Annotated in this window: 22 protein-coding genes; 20 read left to right on the top strand and 2 right to left on the bottom strand. The window is 45.6% G+C overall.

What is annotated here, in order from left to right; all coding sequences use genetic code 11:
* Positions 1-131: 131 nt before the first annotated feature.
* From B158_RS0100460 to B158_RS0100370, 18 genes are all read left to right on the top strand, one after another.
* Positions 132-644 carry a hypothetical protein gene (locus tag B158_RS0100460; RefSeq protein ID WP_018623352.1) on the top strand — a complete coding sequence of 171 codons (513 nt, stop codon included), beginning with the start codon at positions 132-134 and terminating at the stop codon, positions 642-644.
* Between the two features lie 243 nt (positions 645-887).
* Positions 888-3,521, top strand: a complete 2,634-nt coding sequence (gene leuS / locus B158_RS0100455; protein WP_018623351.1) for a leucine--tRNA ligase — start codon at positions 888-890, stop codon at positions 3,519-3,521.
* 39 nt (positions 3,522-3,560) lie between these two features.
* Positions 3,561-4,064 carry an LPS-assembly lipoprotein LptE gene (locus tag B158_RS0100450; RefSeq protein ID WP_018623350.1) on the top strand — a complete coding sequence of 168 codons (504 nt, stop codon included), beginning with the start codon at positions 3,561-3,563 and terminating at the stop codon, positions 4,062-4,064.
* Positions 4,065-4,079: 15 nt separating this feature from the next.
* Positions 4,080-5,159 carry a DNA polymerase III subunit delta gene (holA, locus tag B158_RS0100445; protein WP_018623349.1) on the top strand — a complete coding sequence of 360 codons (1,080 nt, stop codon included), beginning with the start codon at positions 4,080-4,082 and terminating at the stop codon, positions 5,157-5,159.
* A gap of 2 nt (positions 5,160-5,161) precedes the next feature.
* Entirely contained in the window at positions 5,162-5,836 is a 675-nt protein-coding gene (gene nadD, locus B158_RS0100440; protein WP_018623348.1) for a nicotinate-nucleotide adenylyltransferase, read from the top strand.
* On the top strand, positions 5,836-6,189 hold the full coding sequence (rsfS, locus tag B158_RS0100435) for a ribosome silencing factor (RefSeq protein ID WP_018623347.1): 354 nt from the start codon (positions 5,836-5,838) through the stop codon (positions 6,187-6,189). The genes nadD and rsfS overlap by 1 nt, the downstream gene beginning before the upstream one ends.
* 7 nt (positions 6,190-6,196) lie before the next feature.
* Positions 6,197-6,667, top strand: a complete 471-nt coding sequence (gene rlmH / locus B158_RS0100430; protein WP_018623346.1) for a 23S rRNA (pseudouridine(1915)-N(3))-methyltransferase RlmH — start codon at positions 6,197-6,199, stop codon at positions 6,665-6,667.
* A gap of 230 nt (positions 6,668-6,897) precedes the next feature.
* Entirely contained in the window at positions 6,898-8,826 is a 1,929-nt protein-coding gene (gene mrdA, locus B158_RS0100420; protein ID WP_018623344.1) for a penicillin-binding protein 2, read from the top strand.
* A complete protein-coding gene (gene rodA, locus B158_RS0100415; protein ID WP_018623343.1) occupies positions 8,810-9,934 on the top strand; it encodes a rod shape-determining protein RodA in 1,125 nt (374 codons plus the stop codon). Before mrdA ends, rodA begins: the two co-directional genes overlap by 17 nt.
* A gap of 428 nt (positions 9,935-10,362) precedes the next feature.
* The gene (gene mltB, locus B158_RS0100410; RefSeq protein WP_026309161.1) at positions 10,363-11,397 is read left to right on the top strand and encodes a lytic murein transglycosylase B; all 1,035 of its coding nucleotides are present in this window, start codon (positions 10,363-10,365) and stop codon (positions 11,395-11,397) included.
* Between the two features lie 43 nt (positions 11,398-11,440).
* Positions 11,441-12,343 (top strand): septal ring lytic transglycosylase RlpA family protein, encoded by a 903-nt coding sequence (locus B158_RS0100405; RefSeq protein WP_026309160.1) that lies wholly within the window; start codon positions 11,441-11,443, stop codon positions 12,341-12,343.
* A gap of 27 nt (positions 12,344-12,370) precedes the next feature.
* Entirely contained in the window at positions 12,371-13,540 is a 1,170-nt protein-coding gene (locus B158_RS0100400) for a D-alanyl-D-alanine carboxypeptidase family protein (RefSeq protein WP_018623340.1), read from the top strand.
* A 35-nt stretch (positions 13,541-13,575) separates the two neighbouring features.
* Positions 13,576-14,475, top strand: coding sequence for a D-amino acid aminotransferase (locus tag B158_RS0100395; RefSeq protein ID WP_018623339.1), 900 nt, complete (start codon positions 13,576-13,578; stop codon positions 14,473-14,475).
* Positions 14,472-14,741, top strand: a complete 270-nt coding sequence (locus tag B158_RS0100390; protein ID WP_018623338.1) for a YbeD family protein — start codon at positions 14,472-14,474, stop codon at positions 14,739-14,741. The genes B158_RS0100395 and B158_RS0100390 overlap by 4 nt, the downstream gene beginning before the upstream one ends.
* A 15-nt stretch (positions 14,742-14,756) precedes the next feature.
* A complete protein-coding gene (gene lipB, locus B158_RS0100385; protein ID WP_018623337.1) occupies positions 14,757-15,431 on the top strand; it encodes a lipoyl(octanoyl) transferase LipB in 675 nt (224 codons plus the stop codon).
* A gap of 111 nt (positions 15,432-15,542) precedes the next feature.
* On the top strand, positions 15,543-16,463 hold the full coding sequence (lipA, locus tag B158_RS0100380) for a lipoyl synthase (protein WP_051082503.1): 921 nt from the start codon (positions 15,543-15,545) through the stop codon (positions 16,461-16,463).
* A 210-nt stretch (positions 16,464-16,673) separates the two neighbouring features.
* A complete protein-coding gene (locus tag B158_RS0100375; protein WP_018623335.1) occupies positions 16,674-17,156 on the top strand; it encodes an FKBP-type peptidyl-prolyl cis-trans isomerase in 483 nt (160 codons plus the stop codon).
* Positions 17,157-17,289: 133 nt separating this feature from the next.
* The gene (locus B158_RS0100370) at positions 17,290-17,952 is read left to right on the top strand and encodes a glutathione S-transferase family protein (RefSeq protein WP_018623334.1); all 663 of its coding nucleotides are present in this window, start codon (positions 17,290-17,292) and stop codon (positions 17,950-17,952) included.
* Positions 17,953-17,985: 33 nt separating this feature from the next.
* Here the strand turns inward: B158_RS0100370 and B158_RS0100365 are convergent, their stop codons facing one another.
* Positions 17,986-18,786: a M48 family metallopeptidase gene (locus B158_RS0100365; protein ID WP_018623333.1), complete on the bottom strand. Its 801-nt coding sequence runs from the start codon at positions 18,784-18,786 to the stop codon at positions 17,986-17,988.
* A 186-nt stretch (positions 18,787-18,972) separates the two neighbouring features.
* Between B158_RS0100365 and B158_RS0100360 the strand changes: the two genes are divergently transcribed.
* A complete protein-coding gene (locus tag B158_RS0100360; RefSeq protein ID WP_018623332.1) occupies positions 18,973-19,542 on the top strand; it encodes an ACT domain-containing protein in 570 nt (189 codons plus the stop codon).
* Between the two features lie 75 nt (positions 19,543-19,617).
* On the opposite strand, the gene B158_RS0100355 is transcribed toward B158_RS0100360, so the two are convergent.
* Positions 19,618-20,064 carry a hypothetical protein gene (locus B158_RS0100355; protein WP_018623331.1) on the bottom strand — a complete coding sequence of 149 codons (447 nt, stop codon included), beginning with the start codon at positions 20,062-20,064 and terminating at the stop codon, positions 19,618-19,620.
* Positions 20,065-20,193: 129 nt separating this feature from the next.
* Here B158_RS0100355 and B158_RS0100350 point away from each other — a divergent pair, with 129 nt between their 5' ends.
* Complete coding sequence (locus B158_RS0100350; protein ID WP_018623330.1) at positions 20,194-20,955, top strand: DedA family protein; 762 nt, start codon at positions 20,194-20,196, stop codon at positions 20,953-20,955.
* Positions 20,956-20,967: the final 12 nt, after the last annotated feature.

Here is a 20,967-nt window from a genome sequence, read left to right as displayed (position 1 = left end):
AGGTGTATAATATATTTTATTTTGGTTTAACATGTATTGTAGTTGAATTAATTAAACAGATAATAGTAAAAGTCTTTTTAAAAAAGAAACTGAGAGCTAAAGACTGATATAGAATTTATGGGTAATAAACAATGTTAAAACTAATCCAAACTATATTAATTTTCTCATTATTTCTGGCGTCATCATGCAAGGATGGTAGGACTGATGATCATCGATTGGTAAGTTTAAAGGATGTGCTAGAGAATCCACGAGAGTTTGCAGGGCAAAGGGTTCACTTAGCAGGATATGTTCATCAAGATGATTTTTTTGGAAGCTCACCAAGACTCTATATTGATAAAGAACAGGTAGAGAATTTAGATAACCCCAACATGGATACTCCACTTTCTCTAAAACTGCTTCCATTTGATGGTTTTGATGAAAATATTCTTAAATGCACAGATCGGACAGTCAGTGTTTACGGAGTGTTGTTTTTAAGTAAAGATTTGGGATTAATACTGCATCTAGAAGAAGGTATTAAAGAGTTTTACGGTGAAGCAGCCGGAGAGTTTTGCTATAAGACTATTGATAAAATACCAGAAGAAACCATAAAAGAGTTGATGAAGTTTTACGAAGCGGCTTCTAAGTACAGAGGGCGGAAGATCTAGCAGTTTAAAGTCCAATTACATAGTTTATATATCTAAAGGGTCTTTGAAACTCGAGAGTATCAAATATAAGCCGACTCCCCATAGGCTTATATCCTCAAACCCCTCCATACCCCTCATAAAACCTTTATTTTGCTGGGATTTGCGCTTGTTGCGATTGGGTCACTCAGGTATCCTTAGAGGCTTGTGTCGGTGGGCCGTGGCAATGGGCCTGAAACGAGTCATTAATTCAAGAATCCGCAAGCAATGCAACTATCAGAACAATCTCTACCAGAACATTATCAACCTTCTGAAATTGAAGGAAAAATCCAGCAAAAGTGGGAACAGAATAAGACTTTTAAAGCGGTGGAAGATGCTTCCCGTGAGAAGTATTACTGCCTGAGCATGTTTCCCTATCCAAGTGGCCGTCTGCACATGGGTCACGTGCGCAACTATACCATTGGTGATGTGATTTCGCGTTTCCAGCGGATGCAGGGCAAGAATGTGTTGCAGCCGATTGGTTGGGATGCCTTTGGTTTGCCTGCGGAGAATGCGGCGGTAAAGAATAAGGCCTCGCCTGCGCCCTGGACCTATGAAAATATCGAATACATGAAAGGCCAGCTTAAAATGCTAGGCTTTGCCTACGACTGGGATCGTGAGCTGGCGACCTGTAAGCCGGAGTACTATCGCTGGGAGCAGTGGTTCTTCACCAAGTTGTATGAGAAGGGTCTGGTTTACAAGAAGACATCATCGGTTAACTGGTGTCCGAATGACCAGACGGTTCTTGCTAATGAGCAGGTGGTTGATGGTGCCTGCTGGCGCTGTGATACGCCGGTTGAGCAGAAAGAAATTCCGCAGTGGTTTATTAAAATCACCGCCTATGCTGAAGAGCTGTTGAATGATCTGGATAAACTGGATGGCTGGCCTGATATGGTTAAGACCATGCAACGTAACTGGATCGGTCGCTCGGAAGGTGTGGAAGTTGAGTTCTCTGTCGAGAGCGATAATGGCGATGGGGTTGAACCATTGCATGTTTACACCACGCGTCCGGATACGCTCTACGGCGTCACTTATCTGGCGGTAGCTGCCGCCCATCCATTGGCAACTAAAGCTGCTCAGAATAATCCTGAGCTGGCAGCATTCGTTGATGAATGTAAACACAGCAAGGTTTCTGAAGCGGAAATGGCGACCATGGAAAAGAAAGGTATGCCAACCGGAATTTATGCGATTCATCCATTGAGTGGCAAGAAAGTCCCAGTATGGGTCGCTAACTTTGTCTTGATGGATTATGGAACGGGCGCAGTGATGGCGGTTCCGGGTCATGACCAACGTGATTATGAATTCGCGACCAAATACGGCATTGATATTGCACCTGTGGTTAAACCTGCAGATGGTTCTGAATTGGATATCAGCGAGCAGGCGCATACCGAGAAAGGCATTCTGTTTAATTCAGGCGAATTCGATGGTTTGGATTTTGAAAAAGCATTTGCTGCCATTACCGCCAAATTAGAAGCTGAAGGCAAAGGCAAAAAGACGGTTAACTATCGTCTGCGTGACTGGGGTGTTTCCCGTCAGCGTTATTGGGGCGCGCCAATTCCGATGATTAATATGCCGGACGGTTCAGTGGTTCCTGCACCGGAAGATCAGTTGCCGGTGCGTTTGCCGGAAGATGTGGTGATGGATGGCGTGACCAGCCCATTGAACACTGATGAAGAGTGGAAGAAAGCGATTGTTGATGGCGTTGAGGGTGTTCGTGAAACTGATACCTTTGATACCTTCATGGAGTCGAGCTGGTACTACGCACGTTATACCAGCACTGGTTATGACGAAGGCATGTTGAACCCTGAGCAGGCCAATTACTGGTTGCCAGTGGATCAATACATTGGCGGTATTGAGCATGCCACCATGCACCTGATGTATTTCCGTTTCTTCCACAAATTATTGCGCGATGCAGGGCTTGTGAATTCTGATGAGCCGGCCAAACAGTTGTTGTGTCAGGGCATGGTCTTGGCCGATGCGTTCTACTACACCGACGACAAAGGTGCGCGTCATTGGGTCTCACCGCTTGAAGTGGAAGTAGTTGAGCGTGATGACAAAGGACGCATTACCAAAGCGGTGGATAGCGAAGGTCGTGACGTAACTCATGCCGGCATGACTAAAATGTCGAAGTCGAAGAACAACGGTATCGACCCGCAGTCAATGGTCGATGAGTATGGTGCGGACACTATGCGTCTGTATACCATGTTTGCTTCACCACCGGATCAGGCGTTGGAGTGGCAGGATTCTGCGGTTGAAGGCTCCCTACGCTTCCTGCGTCGTTTCTGGAAACTGGTGCAAAGCCATCAGCAGAAAGGATCGGTTGCTAAACTGGATGTGGCAAACCTGAATAATGATCAGAAAGCACTTCGTCGCAAAACGCATGAAACGATTGCTAAAGTCAGCGATGACTATGCACGTCGCTATACATTTAATACAGCAATTGCCGCGGTGATGGAATTACTCAATCATGTCAGTAAGGCAGAAGAATCGAGTGAGCAGGATCGTGCCGTCGTGCAGGAAGCCTTAGATGCAGCTGTTCTGATGCTGGCGCCGATCGTGCCGCATATTTGTACCATTTTATGGCAAGCACTGGGTTCACTGGTTGGCGAAGAACGTGTTGATGTAGTTGATGCACAGTGGCCAACTGCTGATAAATCTGCCATGGTGCAGGATGAGAAGCTGATAATTGTGCAGGTTAACGGCAAGGTTCGTGCCAAGATCACGGTTGCCGCTGATGCCAGCAAAGATGACGTTGAAAAACTGGCGATGGCCGATGAGCATGTACAGAAATTTATTGGCGACAACACGGTTCGCAAAGTGATTGTGGTGCCGGGTAAACTGGTGAACATTGTTGCTAATTAGTAGAGAGTCGGTACTAAAGGAAACCAAAGGAAGATATTGATGAAGCGTTTGAATCTCTGTTTGATACTCATGATTACAATCATTGGTCTGAGTGCCTGCGGTTTCCAGTTGCGTGGACAGGGTGCCGAACTGTCGAACACTAAAGTATGGCTCATTAGTCAGGACATGAGTGCTGAATTTGAGCGTCGCCTGCAACAGCGGCTTGCCTATCAGGGTGCTGAACTGGTGAAGCAGCCTGAGCTATCAGAATTGCAGTTGGCGATTGTGAATTATGGCGTTGAGCGTCGCACCGTCGCACGCGATAGTTTAGGGCGTGCCGCTGAACTGGAATTAATTTTTACCCTGGAATACCAGATGCTAACGCCTGAGATGGTTTCTGAACAGGAGCCGGAAATGCAACGCATGACCAGTCGTCGTGAGTTTGCCTATGAGCGTAATCTAGAGTCAGGTCAGGAGCGTGAGCAGCAACGTCTGATTGCCGATATGCATGAAGAAGTGATCGGTCGTTTACTGTTGCAGATTGCCGGAACTGTGAGTCGCTAGGAGACATCGTTAAGCGTGAAAATCTATCCCGAACAGCTGGAAAAGAACCTTAATACACTGTATCCGGTTTATCTGGTTGCTGGGGATGAACCATTGCAGAAGATGGAGGCGGTAGACGCCATTCGCGCCTACTGCAAACAGCAGGGCTTGCTCGAACGACAAGTTATTGAAGAAGCGGGTAGTAGTAATCCGCTGAACGATCAGGCTGGCACCATGTCATTATTCGCCGAGAGCCGACTGCTCGAATGGCGCTTTGATAAAAGCATAAAAAAAGCGCATGGCGAATTTATCCAATCCTTTATTAACAGTGAGCCGCAGGATGTTCTGTTAATCACTGCGCCAAAACTGTCCTCCGAAAAACGTCTAGCCTGGTATAAAACCGTTGAACAAAAGGGGCTGGTGATTGAAGCCTGGCCGGTTCCTGCAGAGCGTCTGGGTAGCTGGCTATCGACTCGCGCACGCAGTCTCGGTGTGGCGCTTGAACCTGATGCCTTAGCCACTTTGATTGAGCGCTGTGAGGGCAACCTTTTAGCGGCTAAGCAGGATCTGCAGATGTTATCGCTGTTATCTGATGGGCAGCCAGTAAGCTCTGATAATATTAAAGAGTATGTTGGTGACAACGCCCGGTACTCGGTGTATGAGTTGTCTGATGCCTGTCTTGCTGGCCAGACTGATCGGGCATTACGCATGCTGGCGACATTGCAGGCGGAAGGTGTTTATCCGCTGGTGCCGATTAATCAGTTACTACGCGAGTGTCAGTTATTGGCAGACTGGGCCGAGCAGATAGCGCAGGGCGAAACCCTGGCCAATATCATGCAGAGCCAGCGAGTCTGGCCAAAGCGTCAGAAATTATTGCAGGCGGCCATGAGTAAGGGCAGCGTCAAAAAGTGGTATGCACTGGTGCAGCGCCTGACCTATCTTGATAAATCGGCGAAAGGACAGGCAGATGCCGATGTCTGGCAGGAGCTGGCACATGTGGTTTGTCTGATGACTAATTGTAATCCATTGCGTGGTAACAGTGTTCCGTCAGCCAAGCCAAAAGTTAGCCCAGAGCAGGGTTTATCTGATTTGAAAAAGTCATTAGGAATGAAATAGTTATGAATACCAGTTGCGGTATGGTTCATATCATTCTTGGTGGCACATTTGATCCGGTTCATCTTGGCCATTTACGCATGGCTCAGGAAATGCTCAATCGCTTTCCCGAAGCGCAGGTTTCACTGATGCCTGCGGCCTATCCGCCCCATCGACCAACACCAGGCGCAACTACCGAGCAACGCATTGAGATGCTCAATCTGATACTGCAAACCACTCCTCACCTGGCACTCGATAGCCGCGAGTTGGAGCGAGAAGAGCCCAGTTACAGCGTCGTGACATTGCGCCATCTACGTTTGGAAGTTGGCGATAACCCATTGATTTTCCTAATGGGAACCGACGCGTTTGCTAAACTGGACAGTTGGTATCATTGGCAGGAACTGCTGGATTTATGCAATATTCTAGTGGTGGGACGCCCCAGCAGTGAGCTACCGCAACAGGGGCCAGTGGCCGAACTTTATCAACAGCACCGTGTCAGTAAGCCAGAAGATTTAGCAGATTATTCCTGCGGAAAAATTGGTTTTTGTGAGATGCCCCAGCTGGATATTTCCTCAACCTATATTCGTGAGCAAATAAAAAGCGGATTTTCGCCGCGTTTTCTATTGCCTGATGTTATACTAGACTATATTCAACGGCATGGCCTCTATGGCTATCAAGCACATTCACCCAAAGGTAATTAATGCAAGCGGAGCAATTGAAAGATCTGGTTGTTGACCAGTTAGAAGACAGTAAAGCCAAAGATATTAAAGTTCTCAATGTGAAAGGTCTCAGTTCGGTGACCGATTACATGATCATTGCCAGCGGCACATCCAGCCGTCACGTCAAATCCGTCGCCCATAATCTTGTATCCAGCGTTAAAGATGAAGGTGTTCAGCCTCTAGGGGTTGAAGGTGATGATGTGGCTGAATGGGTGCTAGTTGATCTGGGCGATGTTGTGGCGCATATCATGATGCCGCAAACGCGAGATTTTTATCAGTTGGAAAAACTGTGGGATCCTAACTGGAAAGAAGCCCGCACAACTGCCACCAGTTAAGCAAACCATGCAGGTTCGTTTATTAACGGTTGGCCAGAAAATGCCAGCCTGGGTAGAGCAGGGATTCCAGGAATACGCCAAACGATTTCCTAACGACTTTAAATTAGAGTTGGTCGAGGTTGCAGCTGAGAAGCGTGGCAAGAACGCCGATATCAGTCGAATTACTGAAAAGGAAGGCAAGGCACTGTTATCACAGATCCAGTCCAGCGACTGGGTGGTCGCACTGGATGTTAAAGGTAAAACCTTTTCTACTTCTCAGCTTGCGCAGCAAATAGAGCATTGGCAACAACATTACCCAAACCTGGTTTTATTGGTCGGCGGGCCGGAAGGTCTGTCGGAAGAATGTCTGGCACGCGCAAATCAAAAGTGGTCTTTATCGGCTTTGACATTCCCGCATCCTTTAGTCAGGATTATCGTCGCTGAGTCACTCTACCGCGCCTGGTCGGTGACAGTGAATCATCCTTATCACAGGGAATAAGTATCACAGGGAATAAGTATCATAGGGAATAAGTATCACAGGGAATAAGTGGCACAGGGAGTAAGTGGCACAGGGAATAAGTGGCACATGGAGTAAGTCTTAAAGTGAATGGATCTCACAGAGAATAAGCCTGAAAAAGAAAAGGTCAAAACTAAGATTGAATGGATCAGTCAATCTGAATTAAATGCAGGGACTATGAAATTATTTCGATGGGTGTCAGTCCATAAGGTATGTATAAACGACAAGCCATAAAAGATGTTGGTCGCGAAACGTCTATGTTTTTCGCGCGCTGTATTGTGGCTTTGTTTATCGTATTTATTCTGATGGTGGTTCTGATCAGCCGTCAGTTCAAGCTTCAGGTTCTGGATTATCAGAAGTACCAGACCCAGTCTGAAAACAATCGTATCAGTATCCAATCTGTCGCTCCGGTTCGTGGCCTTATCTATGATCGTGATGGTAAATTGCTGGCGCAGAACCGCTCGATTTTCACTCTTGAAATTACTCCTGAGCAAACCAGAGATCTACCCAAACTGGTTCAAGAACTGCGTAATGTTTTAACTATTAGCGATGAGCAGGTTTTAAAGTTTCTAGAGCAGATCAAGTTCCGCCCCAAATTTAATTCTTACGTCCTCAAATCCAATCTCACCGAAGAAGAAGTCGCCAAGTTTTCCGTAGTACAGCATATGTATCCAGGGGCCAGTCTCGAAGCGCGTCTGGAGCGCTATTACCCCTACAAAGGCGATCTGGTACATGTCCTTGGGCGTATGGGGGCCATTAACGTCGAAGAACTTGAAGCCATGGATGAAGAAACTCGTTTACGTTATGCAGCCACCTCCAAAATTGGCAAACTTGGCCTGGAGCGCTATTACGAAAGCATATTGCATGGCGAAGTGGGCAGTCAGCGCGTTGAGACCGATGTGCGAGGACGTATCATTCGCGTACTGGAACGCGATGAGCCAGTTGCCGGAATGGATATTCATCTCCACCTCGATCTAGGTTTGCAACGCAAAGCTACTGAGTTGATGAAAGAAGTCGGTGCTCGTGGGGCGATTGTTGCAATTGAGCCTGCAACGGGTGGCGTACTGGCAATGGTCAGTCAGCCTGGGTATGACCCTAATCTGTTTACAGGTGGTATCTCCGGTGAAGAGTATAGGAAGCTCTTAACGCCCGAGAGGCCTCTTTATAATAGAGCAGTGCAGGGAACCTACTCTCCGGCATCAACCATCAAGCCACACTTGGCCTGGCTTGGATTAAAGGAAGGTGTCATCACGCCAGAAACGAAAATTCGTGATCCCGGCTGGTTTTCATTACCTAATAATGATCGTCGCTATCGGGACTGGAAACGCTGGGGGCATGCGCCTTATATGGATGTGGTTGACTCCATCATCGAGTCCTGTGATACCTTCTTTTACGACCTGGCTGTCAGAATCGGAATCGACCGTATTCATGAAGGCATGTTGCAGTTTGGCTTTGGTCAGAAAACTGGCATAGATATGGAAGAGGAAAAAATCGGTATTCTTCCGTCGCGTGAATGGAAGCGGACTGCGCGTAAAGAGCCCTGGTATAACGGTGATACTGTCAATATCGGTATTGGTCAGGGTTACTGGACGGTAACACCTTTACAACTTGCTAATGCAACGGCGGTTATCGCCAATGATGGAATTCGCTATCAGCTACAGCTGGTGCGAAAGTTTGTGGAAGGTAATATCCATGAACAGAATGTGCCGGTGATGGCTTATCATCAGATTGAAATTGGTGATGGCCGATGGCTCGATCTGGTTAAGGAAAGTATGCGCGATGTGGTTACTGGGGCTAAGGGTACTGCGCGCACAGCTTTTCAGGGAGCGGAATATATTGCTGCTGGAAAAACGGGAACCGCGCAGGTTAAAAGTCTTGGCGAAGAAGAAGAGTATGATGCTGAGACTCTGGCAGAAAAATTCCACGATAACGCGCTCTTTATTGGATATGCGCCTTACGAAAATCCTAAAATTGCAATAGCGGTCGTAATGGAAAACGCTGGTGGCGGCGGTAGTAATGCTGCCCCAATTGCGCGCAAGCTTATGGACTATTACTTGATAGAGCAGTATTTAATCGAGCAACATCAGGAAAGTGAGCAAACAACTGAAACCGAGGTGGTGAATAATGGCTCTGCTCAGTAGTACCGCAAACAGCCATAAGGAGCGTTACAGTTTACTGTGGCGCTGGCACATTGATGCACCGCTGTTGTTAGGCATTATCGCACTGATGTGTTTCAGTTTACTGGCCGTTTATAGTGCAGGCGGTGAGAGTATTGGGCTGGTAAAGCGTCAGGCTGTGCGTTTCGCCGCGGGACTAGTTGTGATGTTTGTGTTGGCGCAGTTTGAGCCCAGAACTTTTCGCCAATGGGCTCCTGCTCTGTATGCGGTTGGGGTTCTGTTTTTGATAGCGGTTCTTTTGTTTGGTGAAACAAGTAAGGGCGCGCAGCGTTGGATTGATATTGGTATTCGCTTTCAGCCATCAGAGATCATGAAGCTGGCTGTGCCGCTAATGGTTGCCTGGTATTTTGCTGAAAAGGCGCTGCCACCAACGTTCCTACAGACGGTGGGAAGTCTGGTACTGGTCTTTACGCCTGTGGTTCTGATCATGCTACAGCCTGATCTCGGCACTTCGTTATTGATCGGTGCATCCGGTTTATTTGTGGTGTTCTTTGCCGGGATACGCTGGCGATATATCCTCGGTGCCATTTTACTGGCTGGTGTTCTAATTCCTATTATGTGGTTCTTTGTCATGCATGACTATCAGAAAGGTCGAGTGCTGACATTCCTTAACCCTGAACGCGACCCACTGGGTGCGGGTTATCACATCATTCAATCACAGATAGCTATTGGCTCCGGCGGCATTTATGGCAAAGGATGGTTAAACGGAACTCAGTCTCAGCTAGAATTTCTACCCGAGCGACATACTGATTTTATTTTTGCTGTTATCGGCGAAGAGTTTGGCTTGGTAGGCATTGTGCTTTTATTGGCACTATATGCGTTTGTTATTGTCCGAGGTATTTATATCAGTCTGCAAGGACAGGAAACCTTCAGTCGACTACTGGGTGCAGCACTTATTTTAACTTTCTTTATCTATATTTTTGTAAATATAGGCATGGTCAGTGGTTTGTTACCAGTGGTCGGGCTACCATTACCGTTAATCAGTTATGGTGGTACGTCAATTGTTACCTTGATGGCTGCCTTTGGTATTTTGATGTCGATCCAGACCCATCGACGACTGCATTCAACCTAGTGTGTTAGTTTGACAAGCTGTGTATTTCAGAGGTGTAAGGATACTTCGAGATTACAGGAAGCACCAATTAGCCCATTTATATTGAGCTAAGACATGTACAAAATATAGCAATCAAAATCGTGGATGATTTTGATAAGAATTTTCAGCACAAGGATGTGATGTAAATTCTGGTGCGTTAAGTATTTTGGTAGTGGCGCAGGTAGTCACGCGAAGCGTGACCTCAATATACGGGTGGTCTTCTTTTGGTTACTTTTCTTGACCACGCAAGAAAAGTAACTCGCTAAGGAGCGAAAAAGTATCTAAAAGGGATATAAACTTAATGAACATAGTATTACTAATGCGTTTAAATTTGTTTGAAAATAAAACTTACAGACTAGAAATAGGCCAGTTAAGTCTGAAACTATAGAGAAAATTTGAAGCGAGGCTTTATGAGAACAAATATAAAAAAGACAATCGGAACACTAGTTTTAGCTTGCTCCTGTGCGTTTTCCGGCATGATGGCGCAAGCCAATTCGGAGCTGGATAAAGCCCCAACCGACGCAAAAGCATTTGCCAGTTATATGCATAAGAAACATGGCTTCACTGAAGACTATGTTCAGATGATTCTGGATAAAGTAGAAGTCCGTCAGTCCATATTGGATGCCATTAGCCGACCAGCCGAAAGTAAGGACTGGTATGAATATCGCCCAATTTTTATAGAACAGAAACGTATTAAGCAGGGTGTTCAGTTCTGGCTGGAACACGAAGATATTCTGATGCGAGCAGAAGAAAAGTATCAGGTACCGGCCGAAATCATTACTGCGATTATCGGCGTCGAAACTCGCTATGGCAGAGTCATGGGGAGTTTTCCGGTAGTTGATGCCATCGCGACCTTGGCATTTCATTACCCAAAGCGCGGTGCATTTTTTGCTGGTGAGTTAGAAGAGTATTTTGTACTGGCTCGTGAGCAGGGCTGGGATTTGGCAGAACCGAAAGGTTCATATGCTGGCGCCATGGGTATGGGTCAGTTCATTCCCACTTCCTATCGTCACTACGCAGTCGATTTTGACGGCGACGGTAATATTAACCTGTTTGATAATGTTGAAGATGCGGTTGGCAGTGTGGCCAATTATTTCCACGTCCATGGCTGGCGAATGGGTGAGCCGGTAGCACAATTCTTGCCAACTCCGGAAGCTAAGCTAGTTGCGCAGTTCCGCAATGATTCGCTTAAACCACAGTTTACTCTTGGCGAGATGAAATCGGCGGGCCTTGAATACCAGGGGCCACTCGAGGACAACGATATCGCAGGTATTTATGCCTTTAAACAAGAAAGCAAAGAAGAATATTGGCTAGGCTTTAACAACTTTTATGTGATTACTCGTTATAATCGTAGCCCTTTATATGCCATGGCAGTTCATCAGTTGAGTCTTGAAATTAAAGATGCTGTGGAACATGCCAAGCAAAATCTGGTCGAAGCAAAGTAGTCTATTGAATTAATGAATATTGAGAACTCGCGTGAAAGTTAAAATGACCTCAAATACTGTAATAACTTCAAGCAAAGTGATGCTGGCTGGATTGGGACTGCTATTGGTTTCGGCATGTACCACCACGCCACCAGCAGAAGAGTATGAGTATGAATATGGTAGCCCAGCTGATCGGCTGCGTCCTGACTATGCCCCTGATGGAACAAAAAGACCGTTCACCAGTGGGCCTATCTCAGAGCCGACACCAAGAGTTGAGGAAAAAAGTGGCTTAGGTAATCCTCCTTATTATGAAGTGGATGGTGTGGTCTACCACGTGATGGATTCTGGTAATGGTTATAAGGATGCAGGTGTTGCCAGCTGGTATGGCCAAAAGTTTCATGGTCGTCGAACTTCATCTGGTGAAGTCTACGATATGTACCAATTTACCGCTGCTCATAAAACCCTGCCACTACCCAGCTACGCGCGGGTAACCAATCTGGATAATGGTCAGTCGGTTATCGTTAAAATTAATGACCGCGGGCCTTTCAAGAAAAACCGAATTATTGACCTGTCCTATGCCGCTGCTAAAAAGCTGGGCTATATGGATCAGGGTACGGCTCGAGTTGAAGTTGAGGTTTTAGCCTCCCCACGCAATGCCGGTCAAGTCAATGCAGCGCAATTGGCCCAGGCGGGTGAATTAGAATTGCCACCGATGGATGAGCAGAAAGACAATGCTCAGCTATTTGTGCAAGTGGGCGCCTTTGCTGATCCTCTAAGAGCAGATACTTTAGCAGCTCGTCTACGTGATCATTTTGGTCAGCCAATATCAATCAGCGGTGTTGATGTTAATGGTCAGACGCTGCAAAGAGTTCGTATTGGACCTTTGCGCGATGCCCGTACCGCTGAAAATATTTTACGCCAATTAAATGAGTACAATTTTGGTACTCCTAAAGTTGTTACTGAATAAACTTAAAATTCTGGGATTGTTAAGCCAATGTCTTTTCAAGAAAAAACTCTAAAATTATTATTTGCTATTGCATTCATTTCTGTCTTTACCACCAATGCTGCGGTAGCGGCAATTCAACCGGGTAAACCAAATGTAGATGCTCGTTCGTATTTGCTGATGGATTATGACACTGGCCAGATCATCATGCAGGATAATGCTGATCAGAAGTTACCACCTGCCAGCTTAACCAAAATGATGACCAGCTATATCATTGGTGATGAGCTGCACAAAGGAAATTTAAATTTAGACGATAAAGTATTGATCAGTGAGAACGCCTGGGCGCAAAACCCGAAGCTTAAAGGCGGTTCTTTGATGTTTATTGAGGTCAATAAATACGTTACGGTTGAAGATCTTTATCGCGGAATCATTATCCAGTCCGGTAACGATGCCAGTATAGCCATGGCTGAACATATTGCCGGCACTGAAGATGCCTTTGCGGATTTGATGAATCAATATGCAGCAAAACTTGGCATGAAAGATACCCATTTTGAGAACAGTACTGGCTGGCCAGCTGAAGGGCATGTCACTACGGCACGGGACTTAGCCATTCTGGCGCGAGCTCTAATCAGAGACTTCCCGGAAGACTACGCCATCTATGCCGAGCAGGAGTTTACCTATAACGGCATTAAGCAACGTAACCGTAATGAATTACTAAGTGACCCAACTTTGAATGTTGATGGTCTTAAAACGGGCCACACCGAAGAAGCTGGCTATTGTCTGGTTTCATCAGCAGAAAAAGAAGGTATGCGCCTGATTTCTGTGGTCATGGGTACTGATAGTGAGGCGGAGCGAGCTAGCGAAACTCGTAAGTTACTTAATTATGGATTCCGTTTCTACACTAACATCAAGCCATTTAAAGCTGGTCAGAGCTTGCGAACAGCTCGTGTTTGGAAAGGTGAGGAAGAAGAAGTTAAGGTTGGTTTGGCTCAAGATGCCGCATTGACATTGTTAAAAAGCCAGAAAGATCAGATTCAGGCCAATTACACCATCCAATCGCAATTGATTGCGCCGATCCGTCGCGGTCAGGTAGTGGGTGAGGTGTTCTTTAAGATCGGTGATGAAGAGGTTAAACGCATGCCTCTGGTTGCACTGGATAATGTTGAAGAGGCTGGCTTTTTTGGCCGTATGTGGGATTCGATGAAACTTTGGTTCCACTAGGATTATATTATTAGTTTAAATTCAGGGAGTTGGATGTGTCCATAGCCTATCTTAACGGACAGTTATTAGCCATTGAAGAAGCAAAAGTCCCGGCACTTGACCGGGGCTTTTTATTTGGCGACGGGGTATATGAAGTCATCCCTGTCTATGCAGGCAGGCTATTTCGCTTTAAGCAGCACATTGCTCGGTTGGAAAACAGTTTGCGAGGCATACGTTTGCCGATGGAGCAGACCTTGCAGGATTGGGCTAATATTTGCCATCAGCTGATTGAACAGAACTCATTGAATAATGCATCCATCTATCTGCAGATCACTCGCGGTGCATATCCCGAACGTAACCATGATTTCCCGGCAAATCCAAACCCAACCATTTTTGCCATGATCACGGCGTTGCCAGAGGTACAGGCAGTACCTAGCGATAAGGATTTGCAGGGGATTTCGGTGATAACCGCTGAAGATATTCGCTGGCAACGGTGCGATATAAAAGCCATTACCTTGTTGGCTAATTGTATGCTCAAGCAACAGGCCCTTGAATGTGGCGCAAATGACACCATATTGGTACGAGGTGGAGTAGCCTTCGAGGCAACCTCAAGTAATCTGTTCATTGTTCGAGATGGCGTCATTATCACGCCGCCGCTAAGTGAGCACCTACTTCCAGGAATAACACGAGATTTCCTGTTATGGCTGGCAGAGCAGCACGGTATACTAACCGAACAGAGGCTGATTCCCGAGCATGAGCTGTTGCAGGCTGATGAAATCTGGTTAACCAGCTCCACCAAAGAAATCCGCCCAGTTACCCGGCTAAATGATGTTACCATTGGTGATGGCACTGCAGGCCCTGTCTGGCGGCAAATGTATGACCACTATCAGCAACTTAAAGTACAGCTGTACCGTGGCGAAATTGATAGTAATACCGAAGGTGAAATAGCGTTATGACGCAAAATTATGATCGTGATGAGTTATGGCAATTTCCCTGTGAAATTTGTTTTAAAGTCATGGCTATTAACCGTGACGGCGTCGATATGGAAGTTGCGGAAGTTGTAAACCGTCATGCGCCCAATGATTATTCTCCTGCCAGCAAACTCAGCCGTGACGGCAATTATGTTTCTCTGTCATTCATGGTTGTGGTTGAGAGCAAAGAGCAAGTTGATGCCATGTACCGCGAAGTCTTCACTGTTGAAGGCGTAAAAATGACTTTATAAGGCATCAAGCAGATAATGAGCGACCAATCCACAGTAATCATCCGAGAACTGGGGCATGAAACCTATGTTCCAGTCTGGAAGCGGATGCAGCAGTTTACCGATAACCGTGACGATACTACTACTGATGAAATCTGGCTGGTAGAGCACGATCCGGTATTTACCCAAGGTCAGGCCGGCAAGGCCGAGCATCTACTATTTCCTGGAGAAATTCCGGTTGTTCAGGTTGACCGCGGCGGACAAGTTACTTACCATGGCCCCGGCCAGCAAGTTGCTTATTTTATGATCGATTTGCGGCGTAAAAACATGGGCCCCAGAGACTTGGTATCTGGCATCGAAAATGCCATCGTTGACATGTTGGCGCTCTACGGTATCGAAGCTTACCCACGCTCTGATGCACCTGGAGTCTACTCTGATGACCAGAAAATCTGCTCATTGGGCTTAAGAATTCGAAAAGGTAAGTCCTTCCATGGACTGGCCTTGAATGTGAATATGGACCTGGAGCCATTTTCCCGTATCAACCCTTGCGGCTATCAGGGCATGCAGATGACTCAGATAGTCGAGAAAGGTGGTCCGGACAACCTGGAGCGAGTGAAACCCGATCTGATCGATCAATTATGCGACAAATTGGGCTATACTAAGCGCCTGGAAATGACCGGGTTGCCTGAGCCAATCAGCGAATCCATTGAGTAATAGTGAATGTCAAATTCTGAACCGGTAAAAAACCAAACGAATCAAACAGTTAGCAGCAATGTTACAGGTAAGATTGCTGCTAAGGCGAAAAAGGTCGTACCCGGCCAAAAAATGCGTGCTGAAGATAAAATGGCCCGTATTCCGGTAAAAATTATGCCAACCGAAGAGATGCCGCGTAAACCAGACTGGATTCGTGTGCGCCTGCCTAACGGTAATCAAATCACCAAGATTAAGGACATGCTACGTAATAACAAGCTTCACACAGTTTGTGAAGAAGCTTCATGCCCGAATCTACCCGAGTGTTTTGGTCACGGTACCGCAACCTTCATGATCATGGGTGATATCTGTACGCGTCGTTGTCCATTCTGCGATGTGGCACATGGTCGTCCACTGGCGCTTGATCCGGAAGAGCCGCAAAATCTGGCCGATTCAGTAAAATCGATGGGCTTGAAATATGTGGTGATTACATCCGTCGATCGTGACGATCTGCGTGATGGAGGCTCTGCCCATATCACTGAGTGTGTTCGTGTGGCGAAAGAACAAAATCCTGGCCTTAAAGTAGAAGTATTAGTACCTGATTTTAGAGGTCGTATGGAAGTTGCCTTGGACTTGATGGCAGATGGTCTTCCCGACGTCTTTAACCACAACCTGGAAACCGTGCCGAGATTGTATAAACAGGCGCGTCCTGGTGCAGACTATCAATGGTCATTGGACTTATTAAAGCAATTTAAAGAACGCTATCCGGGAATCCCGACCAAGTCAGGTTTAATGATTGGTCTGGGTGAAACCAACGAAGAAATTATCGAAGTGATGAAGGATCTTCGCGCGCATGGCGTTGAAATGTTGACCCTTGGTCAATATCTGCAGCCCAGTAAATACCATCATCCGGTCATGCGATTCATGCCGCCGAAAGAGTTCGATGAACTAGGCAAAATAGCAGAAGAGATGGGCTTCACCAATGTGGCCAGTGGACCGATGGTGAGATCGTCGTATCACGCGGATATGCAGGCGGCAGGCGAGAAAGTCTCTTAAAGTGGTCTTTTTACTCTATAGCTGTGTTATTTGAATTTTGTACTCGGTCACGTATTTTATATACGCTCCCTCAAGTCCAAAATTCAAATGCCTTGCTCTAGAGCAAAAATCCTCACTTTAAGCAGAGACAAATTGAACAAAAGTTTTTGAAAGTTTGAAGCCGGTAGTTTGTGGCTTCATCAATGTACCTAGAAAGTAAGAGAGATGATTATGCAAATTGAAGAGAACAAAGTCGTATTGATTGAATACACAGTGAAAACAGAAGAGGGTGTATTAGTCGATACATCAGAAGGGAATGAGCCATTAGCTTACCTGCATGGTCATCGCAACATTATTCCTGGTCTTGAAAATGCTTTAGCCGGTAAGAAAGTTGATGACGAGCTATCGGTTAATGTTCAACCTGAAGATGCATATGGCCAGCGTCATGATGATTTAATCAAGGAAGTGCCTGCACAGGCTTTCCAGGGCGTTGAAAAAATTGAGCCTGGCATGCAGTTTCATGCTGAGTCACCACAAGGCCCACAACTTATCACAGTAACTAAGGTTGAAGGCGAGACGGTAACCGTTGACGGTAACCACCCATTAGCTGGCGTACCTTTAGTTTTTGATGTGAAGGTTGTTGAAGTACGTGATGCGAGCGAAGAAGAGTTGTCACATGGCCATGTACATGGACCTGGTGGTCATGACCACTAAGACAAATAAGAAGGCCTTCTAATGAAGGCCTTTTTTGTATCTGAAAGAGATGTGATTTTGTGACGACCTTGTTGTTGCTTTTCTAAAAAGAACGATTTACATTACGACTAGTTATCAAGTCTGAGTGGACAATATGAGTGCTCTAGAACAACCAATATTAGTCAGCCATAAATTGTGCCCGTTCGTGCAGCGTTCGGTAATCACATTGCTGCACAAAAAAATTGATTACACCATTGAATATATTTCTCTGGAACGAAAGCCTGACTGGTTTCTTGAAATATCACCATTAGGCAAAGTACCTTTGCTGCGCATCAAGGATACGGTGCTGTTTGAGTCTTCAGTAATCAACGAATATCTTGATGAGACTCATGGCAAGCCAATGTTGCCAACCGATCCACTGGAAAAGGCAGAGCATAGAGCCTGGATTGAATTCAGCAGTAGCATTAATAATATTCAGTTCCAATTAACTCAGGCGCGTCGTGAAGAAACCTTTGTTAAGATTGAAGAAGACTTGAACAAGAAATTAGCTCATCTGGAAAAACGAATTGGTAATCAAGGCTTCTTCGATGGTAAGGAATTCAGCCTGGTTGACAGTTCTTTTGCTCCATTCCTGATGCGTTCGAAAATTCTCGCCGATAATACTGGCGTGGACACGGTCAGCGATTATAAGAAAATTCAAAAATGGCGTGAGAATTTGTTATCGTTGCCGGAAGTCAAAAAATCGGTGGTCAAAGATTTTGAAGATTTGTATATGGAGTCCATATACGAAAGAGGTGGATATCTAGCGGACCAATAAGGTCCGCTTTTTTTTGCCTGGAATACTCTAATTTTAAAGACGACAGTTGGGGCGTTTACCCGAAGCCTGTGCCTGCTGGTAAATCTTGATGGCACGATCCATTCTCGCATTCAGATCACGTATCCGGGTATCGACACCTGGGTGGGTTGACAAAAACTCCGGTGTGGAGCCGCTTCCCGCTTTCTGCATATTTTTCCATAGTTCAACGCTTTGACGAGGATCAAAGCCAGCTCTAGCCATTAGTTCAAGTCCAATTTCATCGGCTTCCGATTCATGTTTACGACTAAACGGAAGAATAACACCCACTTGGGCACCAACACCGAGTAAGCCAAGGAGTTGCTGTTTTTCAGAGGTCATGTCACCTGCGGCTACTGCAGCCAACTGCATTCCTGACTGAGTCAGAAATCCCTGCGAAACACGTTCATTACTGTGCTTAGCCCAGACATGCCCCACTTCATGACCTATGACTGAAGCGAGCTGATGTTGATTCTCGGCAACTTTTAACATGCCCGTATGAACGCCAATTTTTCCACCTGGAAGTGCGAAAGCGTTGGGTGCATCGTCGGCAAACACTTTAACTTCCCACTGAGTGGAGCGCATGCCTGGTGCTAATGCATTAAGCTCAGGTATTAAGGCATTAACAACACAATTAACATAGGTTGCGTTGCGCGGATTAGTGTCCATTTTCTGGCTTTGTTGCATTGAGGTAAATGTAGAAGTGCCCATTTGTGCCATTTGAGACTCTGGAAATAAAGTCAGCTGACTCCTGCCGGTTGGGGAGGTGGCGCAGGCAAATAGAGTCAAGGTAAGGCAGGCAGAGATAAGAGGTTTCATGCAAACTCCTTTTAATACAGTTAGTTAGCTGCATTCTAATATAAAGCTATATGTAAAGTATTGTACAAATATGCACTGTTTAACAAAACCAGCAGAATTGTGTGAATTTTAACCAGCTCTTCTTGTCAGAATTTAGCACTTGTAGTAGTTTTTTATAAGCGCTAACGCAATATATGGAGCATTTTGATGAATGCGCAAAACACATTAAAGTTGGATAAGAAGCTAATCTTAAAGGTGGCCGGTTCCGATCACCCTGAAATAATCACCACAGTTACCGAAATCCTACATCGCTTTAAGGGTTCAGTCGAAGTCTCTCGTTTCAATCGAGTTAAAGATCATTTCACAGGTCTTTTCGCAATTTCACTTAATGGCATGTATCTGAAGCCCTTTGTTGCCTGCCTTGAAAGTCTCGAATCAGCAAAGCTGAGATTTGAGTTTCATAGCATGGAAGATTGCCAGTCATCTTATCCATTTGACCCAGAAAATATTGTGTTTGAAATTGATGCCTGGGGTATTAAACATCAGGCTGCAAGTATTGAGTTACTCCGAATCCTTTCTCGTAATCACTTGCGAGTGGATAGTATTGCTACAGATGCAATGCCGAATCGGCAGGGCTATGCTGTACAAATGAAAGTTTCTACTGATCATGTGATAGATGTTGAAATGGTTGAGAGGGAGTTACTGGCTGTGGCTGAAGCGGAAGGCTTCTATCTGAATATGCTGGATGAAGAGGAAGATATTAAAGAAGCCATTTGAGGCAATAATGTTAAATATAAAAAATAGCGCCTACTGGCGCTATTTTTTTACTTAATGTTTTTGTTTTAAAAAGGGCTACTCTTCAATTTCCTGACCATCAATAATAAAGCCTATTCTTTGCTTCGGTTCTTCCTCAGCAACTTGCTGCACATAGCATAGTAGTTCAACGTTATTTTGATGAGTCAGGACCATACACGGATTGCCGCCGGCAGTTCCTTCAATTCTAATCCCATGAAAAGACTCCTGTACCAGTCGGGTAACATGAATCTGTAAACCCCCATTAAGCATGGCTACAATTGTTGGTTCCGCATCTTTAGGCATGTGTTGACGCCAGGTATGAATGGTTTTGGCAAGGCTTTTTATGAGCTCTCCAGCGGAACGGTAATCGTTAACATCCTGATGAGAAAGACCCATTTCCTCAACTGTCAGGCAAGGGGGTTTTACGTCGGGGTGAACATTATGAAAAATTTCAACGTCACTTGGTTGACGCTGTTGAATGATAGTTTGGTAAGGGCTGCTCATAATCGTGAGAAGTTTTTGAGTGTTTGTTGAAGATAAACGACCTGTAGATAACAAGCAAGTGCAATTAGACGTAGCTTAGGTATGATTAGTTATCGACATTTATAAGAACATTCGTCATCATTAGCGCCGATGGAAGCAATTGTAAATGACATATTAGATTGGATCTCCAATCACCCACACCTGGCTGGCGCGGCTGTATTTCTAATTGCCTTTTTAGAATCTTTGGCCATAGTCGGACTTGCTGTGCCTGGATGGTTACTGTTGGTTGGAGTTGGCAGCTTAATCGGCGGTGGGACTTTAAACTTCTGGCTGGTTGCATTTTGTAGCTTTTTGGGTGCTGCCAGTGGTCAGATCGTATCCTATTGGTTTGGTTACCACTTTCAGGATAAAGTCCATCATTGGGGATGGATACAGCGTCATCAGAAAATGCTGCATACAGCAGAAGACTTCTTTCAACGCCATGGCTTTGCGGGAGTACTTGTTGGTCAATTCATAGGTCCAATTCGAGCTGTGATTGCATTGATTGCCGGTGTGCTCGACATGCCGCCAAAAAAATTCATTACTGCAATTGTGATTGCTACTGTCATCTGGGCCCCAGTGTATTTAATGCCGGGAGTCGTTCTGGGAGCTGCACTGACTTTTGAGAAAACTCAGGTCTGGGTTCTGGTGGGCAGTCTTGTCATCATGGCAATTTGTCTGTGGCTACTGGGGCGTTTTATGATTGATCATCATCGAGCCAGAAAGCATCACACAACTCTGTCCTTGAAGCGACACATCAATAATCTTTTGGCACTGGGTGTTTTTTCAGGTGTAATCGTCTTTCTGATTGTTTCAAGTTACGGCAGCCTGATGCTACAGCTGGCCAGTAAGATCTGGAACCTTATCATTTAATTTCTACCATTA

This window comes from Kangiella aquimarina DSM 16071 (genome assembly GCF_000374105.1).
GTDB lineage: Bacteria > Pseudomonadota > Gammaproteobacteria > Enterobacterales > Kangiellaceae > Kangiella > Kangiella aquimarina.
This window is presented reverse-complemented; position numbering and strand designations above follow the sequence as displayed.

Bases quoted from the DNA above. Each gene is read 5' to 3' on its own strand.
- B158_RS0100400 (WP_018623340.1), top strand. From the start codon at position 12,371: ATGTCTTTTCAAGAAAAAACTCTAAAATTATTATTTGCTATTGCATTC.
- B158_RS0100460 (WP_018623352.1), top strand. From the start codon at position 132: ATGTTAAAACTAATCCAAACTATATTAATTTTCTCATTATTTCTGGCG.
- B158_RS0100360 (WP_018623332.1), top strand. From the start codon at position 18,973: ATGAATGCGCAAAACACATTAAAGTTGGATAAGAAGCTAATCTTAAAG.
- B158_RS0100450 (WP_018623350.1), top strand. From the start codon at position 3,561: ATGAAGCGTTTGAATCTCTGTTTGATACTCATGATTACAATCATTGGT.
- mltB (WP_026309161.1), top strand. From the start codon at position 10,363: ATGAGAACAAATATAAAAAAGACAATCGGAACACTAGTTTTAGCTTGC.
- rsfS (WP_018623347.1), top strand. From the start codon at position 5,836: ATGCAAGCGGAGCAATTGAAAGATCTGGTTGTTGACCAGTTAGAAGAC.
- rlmH (WP_018623346.1), top strand. From the start codon at position 6,197: ATGCAGGTTCGTTTATTAACGGTTGGCCAGAAAATGCCAGCCTGGGTA.
- B158_RS0100365 (WP_018623333.1), bottom strand. From the start codon at position 18,786: ATGAAACCTCTTATCTCTGCCTGCCTTACCTTGACTCTATTTGCCTGC.
- B158_RS0100375 (WP_018623335.1), top strand. From the start codon at position 16,674: ATGCAAATTGAAGAGAACAAAGTCGTATTGATTGAATACACAGTGAAA.
- rodA (WP_018623343.1), top strand. From the start codon at position 8,810: ATGGCTCTGCTCAGTAGTACCGCAAACAGCCATAAGGAGCGTTACAGT.
- mrdA (WP_018623344.1), top strand. From the start codon at position 6,898: ATGTATAAACGACAAGCCATAAAAGATGTTGGTCGCGAAACGTCTATG.
- B158_RS0100355 (WP_018623331.1), bottom strand. From the start codon at position 20,064: ATGAGCAGCCCTTACCAAACTATCATTCAACAGCGTCAACCAAGTGAC.
- lipA (WP_051082503.1), top strand. From the start codon at position 15,543: ATGCGTGCTGAAGATAAAATGGCCCGTATTCCGGTAAAAATTATGCCA.
- B158_RS0100405 (WP_026309160.1), top strand. From the start codon at position 11,441: ATGACCTCAAATACTGTAATAACTTCAAGCAAAGTGATGCTGGCTGGA.
- B158_RS0100350 (WP_018623330.1), top strand. From the start codon at position 20,194: ATGGAAGCAATTGTAAATGACATATTAGATTGGATCTCCAATCACCCA.
- B158_RS0100370 (WP_018623334.1), top strand. From the start codon at position 17,290: ATGAGTGCTCTAGAACAACCAATATTAGTCAGCCATAAATTGTGCCCG.
- leuS (WP_018623351.1), top strand. From the start codon at position 888: ATGCAACTATCAGAACAATCTCTACCAGAACATTATCAACCTTCTGAA.
- nadD (WP_018623348.1), top strand. From the start codon at position 5,162: ATGAATACCAGTTGCGGTATGGTTCATATCATTCTTGGTGGCACATTT.
- B158_RS0100390 (WP_018623338.1), top strand. From the start codon at position 14,472: ATGACGCAAAATTATGATCGTGATGAGTTATGGCAATTTCCCTGTGAA.
- lipB (WP_018623337.1), top strand. From the start codon at position 14,757: ATGAGCGACCAATCCACAGTAATCATCCGAGAACTGGGGCATGAAACC.